Origin of the sequence: Micromonospora inaquosa (assembly GCF_003857055.1) — a bacterium.
GTDB classification, from domain to species: domain Bacteria; phylum Actinomycetota; class Actinomycetes; order Mycobacteriales; family Micromonosporaceae; genus Micromonospora; species Micromonospora inaquosa.
This window is the reverse complement of record NZ_QGSZ01000238.1, coordinates 1-14,112: the sequence shown is the minus strand read 5'-3', so window position 1 is coordinate 14,112 and position 14,112 is coordinate 1. Positions and strand designations below refer to the sequence as shown.

Below are 14,112 nucleotides of genomic sequence, written 5' to 3'. Positions count from 1 at the left end.
GAAGCCCCACCCGCGCCGATCTTGCAGTTTCGGTTGTCGATATGAGGAGGGATGCACCTTATGCCGGGACAGTAAGTGCAAGATCGCGAGGCAGACGGCGCAGGTGGATGAACGATCATCGTCGGCTCGGACCGGTGACCTGTTCAGCGGAAACAGAAGGGTCCCCTCCCGACGACGTTGTCGGTTGGGGACCCTTCTTGTCTGCGGTGTTCCTTACGGCTTGACGTGCGCGTTGACGAACGACGGGTAGCCGAAGACGCTGGAGATGAAGACTCCGCCAGCCTTGGACCCGTGCACGTTGTAGGCCACGTCGACGTAGAGCGGCACCACCGGCGCGTACTCCTTCATGATCCGCTCGTCGAGCTTGGCCCACTCCGGGCCCTGCTCGGCCGGGGCCAGCGCCAGGATGCGGTCCATCTCGGCGTTGATCGTCGGGTCGTTGAAGTAGGACTGGTTGCTGTTGCCCTCGGCCTTGATGGTGCGGCCGTCGTAGAGCACCGGCAGGATCGACGCGCCGCTCGGCCAGTCCGCCGCCCAGTTACCGATGTACAGGTCCCAGGGGTTGTCCTTCTTCTTGATCTCGTCGAGCTTGGCGTCGTCGGAGATGTTCCGCAGCGTGATCTTGAAGCCGGCCCGCTCCAGGTTCGCCTTGAGCTGGGCACCCTGCTGCTGCTCGGTCGTGTTGTCGGCGACGCCGAGGACCAGCTCCGGCGTCTGCCCGCCGAGCAGTTCCTTGGCCTTGGCCACGTCACCGTTGGGGCCCGCCGGGTACGCCTCGTACGCCTTGTAGCCGATGGTGGCCGGCGGCATGAGCGTGGTCAGCGGCGCGGCGACGGTCTGCCCGCCGAGCGCCTTGATCATGCCCTCGCGGTCGATGGCGTAGTTGAGCGCCTGACGGACCTTGAGGTCCTTGACCCGCTGGTTGTTGATGACGAGCTGGTTGGCGCTGGGGGTCGGCGACAGGATGCTGCGCGACTTGAGCGTTGCGTCGCCGACCACCCTGGCGACCAGCGAGGCGGGCACGGCGTTGAAGGCGAGCGCGCTCTGGTCGGCGCCGTTGTCGGCGATCACCCGGTTGTTGGCGGCGTCCGCGGTGGGGCCGAAGGTCCAGACGAACTGGTCCGGGTACTGGTGCCGCACCGGGTCGGTGTTCGGGTCCCAGTTGGTGTTGCGGTCCAGGGTGAGCTGCACGCCCACCTGGTTCTTGGCGATCTTGTACGGGCCGGAGGAGAAGGGCTGCTTGTCCAGGTCGACGCCGGTGTCCTTGTCCGGCGGCAGCGGCGCGGTGGTCGGCAGCGAGACCGCGAACGGCAGGTCGCAGCGGGGCTTGGCGAACTCGAAGCGCAGCGTCTTGTCATCCGGCGTGCTCAGGCCCGGCGGCAGCGACGTCTTGTTCTTCTTGAAGTCCCACTTGGTGTCGAACTGCGCGGTGTCGGCCAGCCACTCCTGGATGTAGGTCGGGCCGCCGGACAGGTCCGGGTCGAAGGACCGGGCGATGCCGTACGCGATCTCCTTGGAGGTGATCGGGCGACCGTCCTCGAACTTCACCCCGTCCTTGACGGTGAATTCCCAGACCTTGCAGTCGTTGTTGACGTTCTTGCCCGGGGTCTCGGCAAGGTCGCCCACCAGGACCAGGCCGCCCTTGCCGTCGTCCTTCCAGGTGGTCAGGTAGCGGGCGAAGAGCGGGTTGGCCATCAGACCGGCGAACGAGTACGTCCGCTGCGGGTCCAGGTGGGAGATCGGCGACTCCCGGATGATGGTGAAGGTGCCGCCCTTCGCGGCGCCGCTCACCTCGGCCGCCGGCCCCTGCGAGTCCTTGGGGTCGGTCGCGATGACCCCGGTCTGCTGCCGTTCGGTGTCCACAGTGGTGCCCTCGCCCGTGTTCTTCGAGCACGCACCCAATGCCACAACCAGAGCGATCGCGCCGCCTGCGGCAGCCACCACGCGTGGTCTCATGAAGTACCCCCTTCACCCATGTGCCGTGCGGTTTCGTCGGGGGCGAGAACCGCCGACGTCCCGAGGATCGTAAGGAAGAAAACCTACGAGTTGTGTAACAGTTGTCGATAAATTTCGCCGTCGACGGTGTGTCGGACACCCTCCCGCTCAGCGCAGCCGCACCCGGGGGTCGATGGTCGCGTAGAGCAGGTCCACCAGCACGTTCGCCAGCACCACGAAGACGGCCGCGATCAACACGGTGGCCATGATGGTGGGCAGATCACCCGAACGCACCGCGTCCACCGCGGTACGCCCCAGCCCCTGGATGCCGAACGTCGTCTCGGTGATCACCGTCCCGCCCAGCGCCCCGCCCACGTCCAACCCGGCGATCGTCACCACCGGCGTGATCGCCGCGCGCAGCGCGTGTCGCCCGTACACCTTGGGTTTGGCCAGGCCCTTGGCCCGCGCGGTCCGGACGAAGTCCTCCGACAGCGTCTCCAACATCTGCGCCCGCGACAACCGGGCGTAGATGGCCGAGAAGAGGAAGGCCAGCGCCACCCAGGCCAGCACCAGCCCACTGGCCCACTTCGCCGGGTTGTCGAAGATGGAGGTGTAGCTCGGCACCGGCAACAGCCGCAGGTTGTAGACGAACACCAGCAGCAGCACCGCACCCACGAAGTACAACTGCAACGACGCGCCGGTCAGCGAGAAACCGATCGCCAGCCGATCCAGCCAGGTGCCCCGACGCAGCGCGGACACCATGCCGAGCCCCACGCCGAGCAGCAACCAGAGGATGGCCGCCGGGATCACGATGCTCAGCGTCACCGGCAGCACCCGGGCGATGGTGTCCGAGACGGCCTCGTTGGTGACGTACGACCAGCCCAGGCAGGGTGCGTCACACCGGCCGCCCTGGGCGCTGCCCAGGTCCCGACCGGTCACGATGCCCTTCATGTAGCCGGCGTACTGGCTGATCAGCGGGTCGTTCAGGCCCAGATCGTCGCGGACCCGTTCCAGCCGCTCCGGGTTGCAGTTCTTCGAGCAGATGCTGCTGACCGGGTCGCGTGGCAGGGCGAAGAACATCAGGAAGGTCAGCACGCTCACCGCGAAGAGGGTCAGCGTGGCGGAGAAGAGTCGCTTGAGCAGAAATCGCGCCATGATTTTGGCCCCTACCGGGACGACTTCGGGTCGAGCGCGTCCCGCAACGCGTCGCCGAAGAGGTTGAAGGCGAACACCAGCGCGAAGATCATGATGCCCGGGAAGAACACGTACGCCGGGTCGGTCTGAAGAAAGTCCAGACTGCGGTAGATCATCCGGCCGAAGCTCGGCGTCTCGTCGCTGAGGCCGACGCCGATGAACGACAGCGCCGCCTCGCTGGTGATGAACTGCGGCACCGCCAGGGAGAACGACACCAGGATCGGCGCCCAGATGTTCGGCAGCAACTGCCGGAAGAGCATGTGCCCCAGCCCGGCTCCGCTGGCCCGGGCCGCCTCCACGAACTCCCGCTCGCGCAGCGCGATCACCTGCCCACGGACCAGCCGGGCCGTGCTGGTCCAGCCGAAGATGGCGAAGACGGCGATCAGCACCCCCACCCCGAAGGCGGACGACACCTGCCCCCGCTCGCCGTAGAAGCGCAGCGTGATGGTGGGCGTGAGCGCCAGCGCGATGATCAGGAAGGGCATGGCCAGGGTCAGGTCGGTGATCCAGTTGATCACCGCGTCGAGCCAGCCGCCGAGGTAGCCGGCGAGCGCGCCCAGCACCACCCCGATCGTCGCGGTGATCAGCGCCGCCGCGAACGCGATGAACAGCGAGGTTCGCAGCCCGTAGATGAGTCGGATGAAGATGTCCCGGCCCAGCCCTGGCTCCAGACCGAACCAGTGCTCGCCGGTGACCCCGCCGGCGTAACCCAGGGGCATACCGAAGCCGTCCAGCAGGTTCTGGAACTGCTCCCGCGGGCCGATCCCGTAGACCATCTCGATCAGCGGGGCGGCCAACCCCAACAGCAGGAAGAAGACCAGGAGTACGCCGCTGACCACCGCCGTCCGGTCGCGACGCAACCGCAGCCAGGCGAGCTGACCGGGCGAGCGGCCGACGACACCCTTCGCGGCGGGCGTGCTCGCGTCCGGGTCGGACTCGATCTCGGCCAGCGCCACGCCCTCCACCGGGGACAGGCTCACGACGACACCTCCTCGACGTTCGCTTGGACCCCGCGACCCGCCGGCTCGGCGGCGACCACGGCGGCGTCCGCCACCAGGCCGGCGCCGGCTGGTTCCGGGCTCGTGCTGACCGCTTCCCCTTCGGGGAAGTGGCACGCGGTGGCCTGCCGACCACCGTCGCGCGGGACCAGCGCGGGCTCCTCGGTGGCGCAGATGTCCTGCGCCTTCCAGCACCGGGTACGGAACCGGCAGCCGGACGGCGGGTCCAGCGGGGTGGGCACGTCACCGGTCAGCCGGATCCGACCCGCCGGGCCGAGCTGGGTGACGTCCGGGATCGCCGAGAGCAACGCCCGGGTGTACGGGTGCTGCGGGCGCTCGTAGATGTCCGCCCGGTCGCCGATCTCCACGATCCGACCCAGGTACATGACCGCGACCCGCTGACAGAAGTGCCGGACCACGGCCAGGTCGTGCGCGATGAACACGAAGGCCAGGCCCAGCTCCCGTTGCAGGTCGCGCAGCAGGTTGACGACCTGCGCCTGGATCGAGACGTCCAGCGCGCTCACCGGCTCGTCCGCCACGATCAGCTTCGGGCGCAGGGCCAACGCGCGGGCGATGCCGATGCGCTGACGCTGACCACCGGAGAACTCGTGCGGGTACCGGTTGTAGTGCTCGGGGTTCAGCCCGACCAGTTCCAGCAACTCCTGCACCCGGGCCTTGATCCCGCCGGGCGGCTTGATCCCGTTGACCTGCAACGGCATCGCCACGATCCGGCCCACCGTGTGCCGGGGGTTCAGCGAGGCGTACGGGTCCTGGAAGATGATCTGAAGTTCCTGGCGCAGCGGGCGCAACTCGCGGCGGCCGGCGTGCGTGATGTCCCGCCCGTCGAACTCGATGCTGCCGCTGGTCGGCTCCAGCAGCCGCACCAGCATCCGGCCGGTGGTGGTCTTGCCGCAGCCCGACTCCCCCACCAGGCCGAGTGTCTCGCCCGGGCGCACGTCGAAGTCGAGCCCGTCCACCGCCCGCACCAGACCGGTGGCGCGCAGCCCCTGGCGCACCGGGAAGTGCTTGCTCAGGCCGCGTACCCGCAGCAGTGGTTCGTCGGTCATCCCCACAGTCCTCCGTTCGGGACTGCGGTACTCCGCTGCGCTGCGTTCCTCGCCCTCACACAGCCACCCCCACTCGTGCGATGTCCTCGGCGTAGAACGCGGCGCGCTCGTCGGCGCTGAGATGGCAGGCGACCAGGTGACCATCGGCCCCGGCCGCGCGCAGTTCGGGGACCTCGGTGCGGGAGCGGCTGCCGGCGCGGTCCGCGTACCGGCAGCGTGGGTGGAACGCGCAGCCCGACGGCAGGTTGATCAGACTGGGCGGGTTGCCGGGGATGGGCACCAGGTCCGCGTCCGCGTCGCCGTGCAGCGACGGCACGCTGGAGAGCAACCCCCAGGTGTACGGATGCTGCGGCGCCCGGAGCACCTGCTCGACGCTGCCCCGCTCGACGGCCCGCCCGCCGTACATCACCAGCACGTCATCGGCGACCTGGCCGACCACGCCGAGGTCGTGGGTGATCAGGATGATCGCGGAGTGGAACTCGGCCTGGAGGTCGGCGAGCAGGTCCAGGATCTGCGCCTGGACGGTCACGTCCAGCGCGGTGGTCGGCTCGTCGGCGATCAGCAGCGCCGGGTCGTTGACCAGGGACATCGCGATCATCGCCCGCTGGCGCATGCCACCGGAGAACTCGTGCGGGTACTGGTCGAAGCGACGCGCCGGCTGCGGGATGCCGACCCGGTCCAACATGTCGACCGCCCGCTGGCGGGCCTCGCGCCGGCTGGCCTTCGGATGATGTACCCGGTACGCCTCGGCGATCTGCCGGCCCACCGTGTAGTACGGGTGCAGCGCCGACAGTGGATCCTGGAAGATCATCGCCATGTCCCGGCCGCGCAGCCGGCGTACCTCCTCGTCCGCGAGACCGACGACCTGCCGGCCACCCACCGAGATCTCCCCGGTGATGGTGGTCCGTTTCGGGTCGTGCAGGCCGAGGATGGCCAGCGAGGTGACGCTCTTGCCGGAGCCGGACTCACCGACGATGCCGAGGGTGTGGCCCCGCTCGACGGCGAAGGACACCCCGTCGACCGCGCGCACCACGCCGTCCTCGGTGTCGAACCGGACCCGAAGGTCATCGACCCGCAGGTAGGCGTCCTGGTCGGAGCGCTGTGCCGGCACGGCGGGACGGTCGTCCGGTTCGCCGGACGGCAACGGTTCCGAGCTGTCCACGGCCACCTCCCTCAGTGACGAAGGGAACTTACATGAAAGTCCCGAGGGTGAAAATAAGCTACAAAGTCGGCACGTGTCAGCGGGCCCGAGCGTAACGAGTCGGCATCGGCCTGAACACCCCTCACCTCGCCATCCACGCCCATTCATCTCCTGATCGCACGTCGGGTGCGACCATGGGAAGGGTGACCGGCAGAGGATGCCCGTGGCACGAGGTGGAGGTGACGATGACCGCGGCGGTGTTCAACCACGAAGGCCCGTGGACCGAAGAGGAGTACCTCGCCCTCGGCGAGACGCAGCAACGCGTCGAACTCTTCGACGGGAGCCTCCACGTGACCCCAGCCCCCACCCCCCGACACCAGAACATCTCCGGCGAATTGCGCGCGGCCCTACGGGCTCCGGCTCGCGAGGCCGGTCTGCACGTGCTGGAAGCGGTAAACGTCCGACTCAGGCCCGGCCGAATCCCCATCCCCGACCTCGTGATCACCGGACCGATCGACTTCGACGAACTCAACGTCGAGGCGGGGGATGTGCGGCTGGTTTGCGAGATCATCTCGCCGAGCAACGCGTCCACCGACAAGGTGCTCAAAATGCACTACTACGCATCGGCCGGGATCGAGTGGTACCTGCTGGTGGAGCAGGCGAATGGCACGCTGCACCTCTACCGGCGGCAGGGCAGCCACTACACCGAGCAGTCCGTGACCAGGCCGGGTGACCTGCTCGTGCTCACCGAGCCGGTGAAGGCCAGCATCCGGCCGGAGGAACTGCTTCCCTGACAGGTGTGGGCGGCTGGCCTAGGGTCGGTCCATGACCGAGTTCGACGCGGCCACCGCCGCCGTCCAGGCCGCCCTCGACGCAGGCGCCCGGTACGCCGACGCCCGGGTGATGCACCGCCGCTACGAGTCGATGACCGCGCGCAACGGTGACGTGGAGGAGCTGACCCAGGACGAGAGCATCGGGCTGGGAGTCCGTGCGTTGGTCGGGGCGAGTTGGGGCTTTTACGCCGTACCCGATCTGTCGGACGCCGCCGCCCGCGACGCCGGCCGGCGCGCGACCCGGACCGCGATGGCGAGCGCGCGGGTGCCGGGCCCTCCGGTCGACCTGGTGCCGGTCGAGGCGGTCACCGCGAGCTGGGCCTCCGGCTGCCAGATCGACCCGCTCGGGGTGCCCCTGTCCGACAAGGGCGATCTGCTGGTCGACGCGACCCGCACGATGACCGAGCACGGCGCGGACCTGGCCGAGGGCCTGTACCAGATCTGGGACACCGCCAAGTGGTTCGTCTCCAGCGAGGGCCACCGGATCGACCAGCGCATCCGCGAGTGCGGTGGCGGCATCTCGGCCACCTCGATCGGCGACGGCGAGACGCAGCGCCGGTCCTGGCCCAGCTACCGCGGCCAGTACGGCACCACCGGGTGGGAGCTGGTCGAGTCGTTGGATCTGGCCGCGCACGCCGCGCAGATCGCCGAGGAATCCCGGGCGCTGCTCACCGCGCCGCCCTGCCCGGCCGGTGAGACGGATCTGATCCTCGGCGGCGAGCAGCTCGCCCTGCAGATCCACGAGTCGGTCGGACACGCCATCGAACTGGACCGGATCCTCGGCTGGGAGGCGGCGTTCGCCGGCACGTCCTGGCTGGACCTGGCCCAGCTCGGCTCGCTGCGCTACGGCTCGGAGCTGATGAACATCACCATCGACCCGACGATCCCGGGTGCGCTGGGCAGCTTCGGTTTCGACGACGAGGGCTACCCGGCGGTCAAGCGGGACGCGGTCCGGGACGGTCGCTGGGTGGGTGTGCTGGCCGGTAGGGATTCCGCCGCCATGGCCAGCCTCGACTACGGCGGCAGCGTACGGGCCGACGGGTGGGCCCGGCTGCCGATGGTGCGGATGACAAACGTCGGCCTGGAACCCGGCCCGCACACCCTGGAGGAAATCATCGCGGCAACCGACGACGGCGTGCTGATGGACCTCAACCGGTCCTGGTCGATCGACGACAAGCGGCTCAACTTCCAGTTCGGCTGCGAGGTCGGCTGGGAAATCAAGAAGGGGCGGCGGGGGCGGATGCTGCGCAACCCCACGTACACCGGGATCGGCCCACTGTTCTGGCGCTCGATGGACATGCTCTCCAGCGAGACGGTCTCCTGGGGCACGCCCAACTGCGGCAAGGGCCAACCCGGCCAGATCGGGCACACCGGCCACCCGGCGGCGCCGGCACGGTTCCACAACGTCCGGGTGGGAGTTTCAGCGTGAGCGCGCGGAGTGAGGTGGAGCTGGCGGGGCAGGTTGTCGAGCTGGTGCGGCGGATCGGTGGGCCGGGCGCGCAGGCCGAGGCGGTGGTGACGCGGGCAGACCTGGCGCTGACCCGGTTCGCCAACTCGGGCATCCATCAGAACGTCTCCGAGTCGACAGTCGGGGTCCGACTGCGGGTGCACGTCGACGGTCGGACGGCCGCCGGCGGTGGCAGCGTGGTCACCACCGACGGGTTGTCCGCCCTGGTGGAACGCACCCTGACGGCGGCGCGGCTCTGCCCACCCGACCCGGGCTGGCCGGGGCTGACCCCGCCCATGCCCACCCCGGACGCGCCGCCCGTCGACGAGGCCACCGCGCACGCCGAGCCGGATCAGCGGGCCGACCGGGTGGGCGCGTTCGTGGCCGCCGCCGGGGGCCTGAGCACCGCCGGTTACTGCCGCACCGCGCACCGCTCGTCGGCGTTCGCCAACTCGGCCGGGCACTCGGCGTACGGCCGCTCGGTGGAGGCGGCGATGGACGGCATCGCCCGCCGCGACGGCGCGGACGGGGTGGCCCGGCGCAGCGCCGACCGGCTGTCCGACCTCGACGGCGCCGAGTTGGGGGCGCAGGCGGCAGCGAAGGCACAGGCGGCGGCCGACCCGGTCGAGTTGCCGCCGGGGCACTACGAGGTGGTGTTCGAGCCGGCCGCCGTGGCGGACCTGCTGCAAAACCTGTCGTTCTACGGCTTCAACGGCAAGCGGTACGCCGAACGGCAGTCGTTCGCCGAGCCGGGCGTGGCCCAGTTCGATCGGGCGGTGACCCTGGTGGACGACCCGCTGGGCGGGTCCGGGTTGCCGTTCGACGCGGAGGGCACCGGTCGGCGGGCGCTGACGCTTGTCGAGGCGGGCACCACCCGGGCGGTGGCGCACGATCGCCGGACCGCCGCCGAGGCGGGCGCGGAGTCCACCGGGCACGCGGTCGCCGGGGGTGCCACCTGGGGTCCGATGCCCCGCAACCTGCGGCTGGCCGGTGCGGCGGCTGGCCCGGCCAGCGCGGTGGGCCGGAGCACCACCGGCGCGGCGGCCGGAGCGGTGGTCGACGCGGACACCGCCGCGTTGGTGGCCGGGGTACGCCGGGGGCTGCTGGTCACCGACCTCTGGTACACGCGGGTGCTCGATCCGAAGAGCCTGGTCGTCACCGGGTTGACCCGCAACGGCGTCTGGCTGATCGAGGACGGCACTGTCGTCCGGGCGGTCCGTGACCTGCGGTTCACCGAGTCGTACCCGCGGGCGTTGGGACCGGGTGCGGTGCTCGGGCTGGGCGCGCGGCCGGTGCGCCAACCGGAGCGGGTGGACGGTGCCTGGTGGGCGGCGCCCTCGCTGCGGCTGACGTCCTGGCACTTCACCGGAGGCGCCTCCGGCTGAGTTCTCGACGGCGCCCGAAAATCCGGCGTGTCGAGGGCTTTTCCGCAGGCCAGACACACGGGACGGTCCCTTGCGCGGACGGCTCGCAGAGATCGGCGTAACGTGTGTCACTTAGCTGCGTCGGTCGATCCGGCGTGGTCGTTGGTGTGCGCATGACGTGGCAGCGGGTGCGGGTTCGCCGGTCCGCGTGCCGACCGGAGAGAGACCAGCCCGCCCGTACGGGCCCGTCGAGGAGACGACTCGAATGACTTCAACGGCAACGAGGCCGAGGGGGGCGCGGGCGCGCGCCGCCATCGCGGCGAAGACGTTGCGTACCGACCGATGGTGGTTCGCCCCGCTGATCACCGTGATCGGGCTCAGCGCCTGGGTCGTGTACGCCACGGTCCGGGTCTTCATGCACGACTTCTACTGGGTCGCGGATTACCACTACCTGACCCCGTTCTACTCGCCCTGCGTCACGGAGCGGTGCGTTGAGGGCGCCGCGCACTTCGGCCGGTTCCTGCCCGGCTGGTGGATCATCCCGGACGCGGCGCTGACCCTGCCGTTCCTGCTGCTGTTCCGGCTCACCTGCTACTACTACCGCAAGGCGTACTACCGGTCGTTCTGGCTGTCGCCGCCGGCCTGCGCGGTCCCGGACGGGCACAAGGAGTACGGCGGTGAGACCCGTTTCCCGCTGCTCGGCCAGAACCTGCACCGCTACTTCTTCTACGCCGCCACGATCATCTCGCTGATCAACACCTGGGACGCCATCCTCGCGTTCCACTCGCCGAAGGGCTTCGGCTTCGGGCTGGGCAACATCATCCTGGTGCTCAACGTGGTGATGCTCTGGGCGTACACGATCTCCTGCCACTCCTGCCGGCACATCATCGGCGGCCGGCTCAAGCACTTCTCCAAGCACCCGGTGCGGTACAGGGCCTGGACCTTCGTCTCGGCGTTGAACGTCCGGCACATGCAGCTCGCCTGGATCACCCTCGGCACCCTGGCGCTGGCCGACTTCTACATCATGGCGCTCGCGGCCGGCTGGTTCTCCGACCTGCGGTTCATCAACTAAAGGGCCCCTGACATGACCACTACCACTCGCATCGAACGACACCACTACGACGTCGTCGTCATCGGGGCCGGCGGCGCCGGTCTGCGCGCGGCGATCGAGGCCAGGCTGGCCGGCAAGAAGACCGCGATCATCTCCAAGTCGCTGTTCGGCAAGGCGCACACGGTGATGGCCGAGGGCGGCGCGGCCGCCGCGATGGGCAATGTGAACAGCCGGGACAACTGGCAGGTGCACTTCCGCGACACCATGCGCGGCGGCAAGTTCCTCAACAACTTCCGGATGGCCGAGCTCCACGCGAAGGAGTCGCCGCAGCGGATCTGGGAGCTGGAGACGTACGGGGCGCTCTTCGACCGCACCAAGGACGGCAAGATCTCGCAGCGCAACTTCGGCGGCCACGAGTACCCGCGTCTGGCGCACGTGGGCGACCGGACCGGCCTGGAGCTGATCCGCACCCTCCAGCAGAAGATCGTCTCGCTCCAGCAGGAGGACCAGCGGGAGTTCGGCTCGTACGACGCCCGGATCAGGGTGTTCTCCGAGACGACCATCACCGAACTGCTGCTCGACGGTGACCGGGTGGCCGGCGCGTTCGGCTACTACCGCGAGTCCGGCGAGTTCATCCTCTTCGAGGCGCCGGCGGTCGTGCTGGCCACCGGTGGCGTCGGTCGCTCCTACAAGGTCACCTCGAACTCCTGGGAGTACACCGGGGACGGGCACGCGCTGGCGCTGCGCTCCGGGGCGACGCTGATCAACATGGAGTTCCTCCAGTTCCACCCGACGGGCATGGTGTGGCCGCCCTCGGTGAAGGGCATCCTGGTCACCGAGTCGGTGCGTGGTGACGGTGGTGTCCTGAAGAACTCCGACGGCAAGCGGTTCATGTTCGACTACGTCCCCGACGTCTTCCGCAAGCAGTACGCGGAGACCGAGGAGGAGGCGGACCGCTGGTACACCGACCCGGACAACAACCGTCGTCCGCCGGAGCTGCTGCCCCGCGACGAGGTGGCCCGCGCCATCAACAGCGAGGTCAAGGCCGGTCGGGGCTCCCCCGCCGGTGGCGTCTTCCTGGACATCGCGAGCCGGCGTTCGGCCGACGAGATCCGCCGCCGGCTGCCGTCGATGTACCACCAGTTCAAGGAACTGGCCGACGTCGACATCACGTCCGAGCCGATGGAGGTCGGGCCGACCTGCCACTACGTGATGGGCGGCGTCGAGGTGGACCCGGATTCGGGTGCCGCCTTCGGCCACGTACGCGGGCTGTTCGCCGCCGGTGAGGTCTCCGGCGGCATGCACGGCTCCAACCGACTCGGTGGCAACTCCCTGTCCGACCTGCTGGTCTTCGGCAAGCGGGCGGGCGGGCACGCCGCCAGCTACGCCGACGGGCTGACCACCCGGCCGAAGGTGGCCGTGGAAGAGGTCGAGGCCGCCGTGGAGACCGCCCTCGCTCCGCTGCAACGGGACACCGGCGAAAGCCCGTACACCCTTCAGCAGGACCTGCAGGTGGTCATGGGGGATCTGGTGGGGATCATCCGCCGGGAGGGTGAGCTGGCCGACGCGCTGGTCCGGCTCGCCGAGCTGCGCGAGCGGGTGGCCAAGGTGAGCGCGGTCGGCGGCCGACGCTACAACCCGGGCTGGCACCTGGCCCTGGACCTGCGCAACATGCTGGTGGTCTCGGAGTGCACCGCGAAGGCGGCGCTGGAGCGGCAGGAGTCGCGCGGCGGGCACACCCGGGAGGACTACCCGGCGATGGAGCCGAAGTGGCGGCAGGTCAACCTGGTCTGCGCGCTGGACGGCGACACTGTGCGGCTGACCCGCAAGCCGCTGCCGAAGATGCGGCCGGAGCTGATCGGCCTCTTCGACCGGGCCGAGCTGGCCAAGTACCTCACCGACGAGGAGCTCGCCGACTTCGACGCCCTCGTTGCCGACGCTGGAGAGGCGGACAACCGATGAGCGCGAAGCGTCAGTTCCGGATCTGGCGGGGCGACGAGAGCGGCGGTGACCTCCAGGATTACATGGTGGAGGTGAACGAGGGTGAGGTCGTTCTCGACATCATCCACCGTCTGCAGGCCACCGACGCCCCCGATCTGGCCTGCCGGTGGAACTGCAAGGCCGGCAAGTGCGGCTCCTGCTCCATGGAGATCAACGGCAAGCCGCGGCTGGGTTGCATGACGCGGATGTCGACCTTCGGCGACGACGAGACCGTCACGGTCACCCCGCTGCGCACCTTCCCGGTCATCCGGGACCTGGTCACCGACGTCTCGTTCAACTACGAGAAGGCGCGCGAGACCCCGGCGTTCGCCCCTCCGGCGGACGTTGCCCCGGGTGACTACCGGATGCAGCAGGTCGACGTCGAGCGCTCGCAGGAGTTCCGCAAGTGCATCGAGTGCTTCCTGTGCCAGACGGTCTGCCATGTGATCCGCGACCACGACGAGAACAAGCAGGCGTTCTCTGGCCCGCGGTACTTCATTCGGGCGGCCGAGCTGGACATGCACCCGCTGGACGCCCGGACCGACCGCAAGGAGTACGCGCAGGCCGAACAGGGCCTCGGCTTCTGCAACATCACCAAGTGCTGCACCGAGGTCTGCCCCGAGCACATCAAGATCACTGACAACGGGATCATCCCCATGAAGGAACGGGTCGTCGACCGCAGGTACGATCCCCTTGTGTGGCTTGGTAGCAAGATCTTCCGTCGGGGCGAGACGCCCCAGACCAGCGTGACCACCGCCCGTCAGGGCTCGGCGACGCCGGGCTCGGCCCGGGGTGGGGTGCACTCGCACGCGGGTGGCTCCCACGACTCGCGGGCTGAGACGCAGGCGCAGAGCGGCGTCAACTGGCATCGGGAGGTGCCCCACCCGACCGCTCCGGCGGTCGACGACCGGGGCAAGCTGCCGCTGACCGAGCTCACCTTCGACCGGGCCGCCGCGCCGTCGCCGTTCGGCGACGACGTGACCTTCCCGCTGCCTCCGGAGCACCTCAACTTCGCCCACCCGGAGCAGGACGACAAGCACTAACCACCTGAACAACAACGGGGGCCGTGGCAGTCGCCACGGCCCCCGTCCCACTTCCCCAC

General features: G+C 69.4%; 11 protein-coding genes. 6 read left to right on the top strand and 5 right to left on the bottom strand.

What is annotated here, in order from left to right; genetic code table 11:
* Positions 1 to 213: 213 nt before the first annotated feature.
* The 5 genes from DLJ59_RS20665 to DLJ59_RS20645 all read right to left on the bottom strand — a co-directional run bounded on the left by DLJ59_RS20665 (position 214) and on the right by DLJ59_RS20645 (position 6,305).
* A complete protein-coding gene (locus DLJ59_RS20665) occupies positions 214 to 1,956 on the bottom strand; it encodes an ABC transporter substrate-binding protein (protein WP_124774279.1) in 1,743 nt (580 codons plus the stop codon).
* A gap of 147 nt (positions 1,957 to 2,103) precedes the next feature.
* Positions 2,104 to 3,090, bottom strand: coding sequence for an ABC transporter permease (locus DLJ59_RS20660; protein ID WP_124774278.1), 987 nt, complete (start codon positions 3,088 to 3,090; stop codon positions 2,104 to 2,106).
* An 11-nt stretch (positions 3,091 to 3,101) separates the two neighbouring features.
* Positions 3,102 to 4,109: an ABC transporter permease gene (locus DLJ59_RS20655; protein ID WP_124774277.1), complete on the bottom strand. Its 1,008-nt coding sequence runs from the start codon at positions 4,107 to 4,109 to the stop codon at positions 3,102 to 3,104.
* Positions 4,106 to 5,194 (bottom strand): ABC transporter ATP-binding protein, encoded by a 1,089-nt coding sequence (locus tag DLJ59_RS20650; protein ID WP_244236140.1) that lies wholly within the window; start codon positions 5,192 to 5,194, stop codon positions 4,106 to 4,108. Before DLJ59_RS20650 ends, DLJ59_RS20655 begins: the two co-directional genes overlap by 4 nt.
* A 55-nt stretch (positions 5,195 to 5,249) precedes the next feature.
* Positions 5,250 to 6,305 carry an ABC transporter ATP-binding protein gene (locus DLJ59_RS20645; RefSeq protein ID WP_167493877.1) on the bottom strand — a complete coding sequence of 352 codons (1,056 nt, stop codon included), beginning with the start codon at positions 6,303 to 6,305 and terminating at the stop codon, positions 5,250 to 5,252.
* 275 nt (positions 6,306 to 6,580) lie between these two features.
* Between DLJ59_RS20645 and DLJ59_RS20640 the strand changes: the two genes are divergently transcribed.
* The 6 genes from DLJ59_RS20640 to DLJ59_RS20615 all read left to right on the top strand — a co-directional run bounded on the left by DLJ59_RS20640 (position 6,581) and on the right by DLJ59_RS20615 (position 14,053).
* Entirely contained in the window at positions 6,581 to 7,129 is a 549-nt protein-coding gene (locus DLJ59_RS20640) for a Uma2 family endonuclease (RefSeq protein WP_124774294.1), read from the top strand.
* A gap of 31 nt (positions 7,130 to 7,160) precedes the next feature.
* On the top strand, positions 7,161 to 8,597 hold the full coding sequence (locus DLJ59_RS20635; protein WP_124774275.1) for a TldD/PmbA family protein: 1,437 nt from the start codon (positions 7,161 to 7,163) through the stop codon (positions 8,595 to 8,597).
* Entirely contained in the window at positions 8,594 to 10,000 is a 1,407-nt protein-coding gene (locus DLJ59_RS20630; RefSeq protein ID WP_425271446.1) for a TldD/PmbA family protein, read from the top strand. The genes DLJ59_RS20635 and DLJ59_RS20630 overlap by 4 nt, the downstream gene beginning before the upstream one ends.
* Positions 10,001 to 10,244: 244 nt before the next feature.
* Entirely contained in the window at positions 10,245 to 11,051 is an 807-nt protein-coding gene (locus tag DLJ59_RS20625; RefSeq protein ID WP_124774274.1) for a hypothetical protein, read from the top strand.
* A 12-nt stretch (positions 11,052 to 11,063) separates the two neighbouring features.
* Positions 11,064 to 12,992: a fumarate reductase/succinate dehydrogenase flavoprotein subunit gene (locus tag DLJ59_RS20620; RefSeq protein ID WP_124774273.1), complete on the top strand. Its 1,929-nt coding sequence runs from the start codon at positions 11,064 to 11,066 to the stop codon at positions 12,990 to 12,992.
* Positions 12,989 to 14,053: a succinate dehydrogenase/fumarate reductase iron-sulfur subunit gene (locus DLJ59_RS20615; RefSeq protein ID WP_124774272.1), complete on the top strand. Its 1,065-nt coding sequence runs from the start codon at positions 12,989 to 12,991 to the stop codon at positions 14,051 to 14,053. The genes DLJ59_RS20620 and DLJ59_RS20615 overlap by 4 nt, the downstream gene beginning before the upstream one ends.
* Positions 14,054 to 14,112 lie beyond the last annotated feature (59 nt).

Excerpts from the sequence above, each read along its gene's own strand:
- DLJ59_RS20665 (WP_124774279.1), bottom strand. The coding sequence starts at position 1,956 with ATGAGACCACGCGTGGTGGCTGCCGCAGGCGGCGCGATCGCTCTGGTT.
- DLJ59_RS20660 (WP_124774278.1), bottom strand. The coding sequence starts at position 3,090 with ATGGCGCGATTTCTGCTCAAGCGACTCTTCTCCGCCACGCTGACCCTC.
- DLJ59_RS20650 (WP_244236140.1), bottom strand. The coding sequence starts at position 5,194 with ATGACCGACGAACCACTGCTGCGGGTACGCGGCCTGAGCAAGCACTTC.
- DLJ59_RS20640 (WP_124774294.1), top strand. The coding sequence starts at position 6,581 with ATGACCGCGGCGGTGTTCAACCACGAAGGCCCGTGGACCGAAGAGGAG.
- DLJ59_RS20635 (WP_124774275.1), top strand. The coding sequence starts at position 7,161 with ATGACCGAGTTCGACGCGGCCACCGCCGCCGTCCAGGCCGCCCTCGAC.
- DLJ59_RS20625 (WP_124774274.1), top strand. The coding sequence starts at position 10,245 with ATGACTTCAACGGCAACGAGGCCGAGGGGGGCGCGGGCGCGCGCCGCC.
- DLJ59_RS20620 (WP_124774273.1), top strand. The coding sequence starts at position 11,064 with ATGACCACTACCACTCGCATCGAACGACACCACTACGACGTCGTCGTC.
- DLJ59_RS20615 (WP_124774272.1), top strand. The coding sequence starts at position 12,989 with ATGAGCGCGAAGCGTCAGTTCCGGATCTGGCGGGGCGACGAGAGCGGC.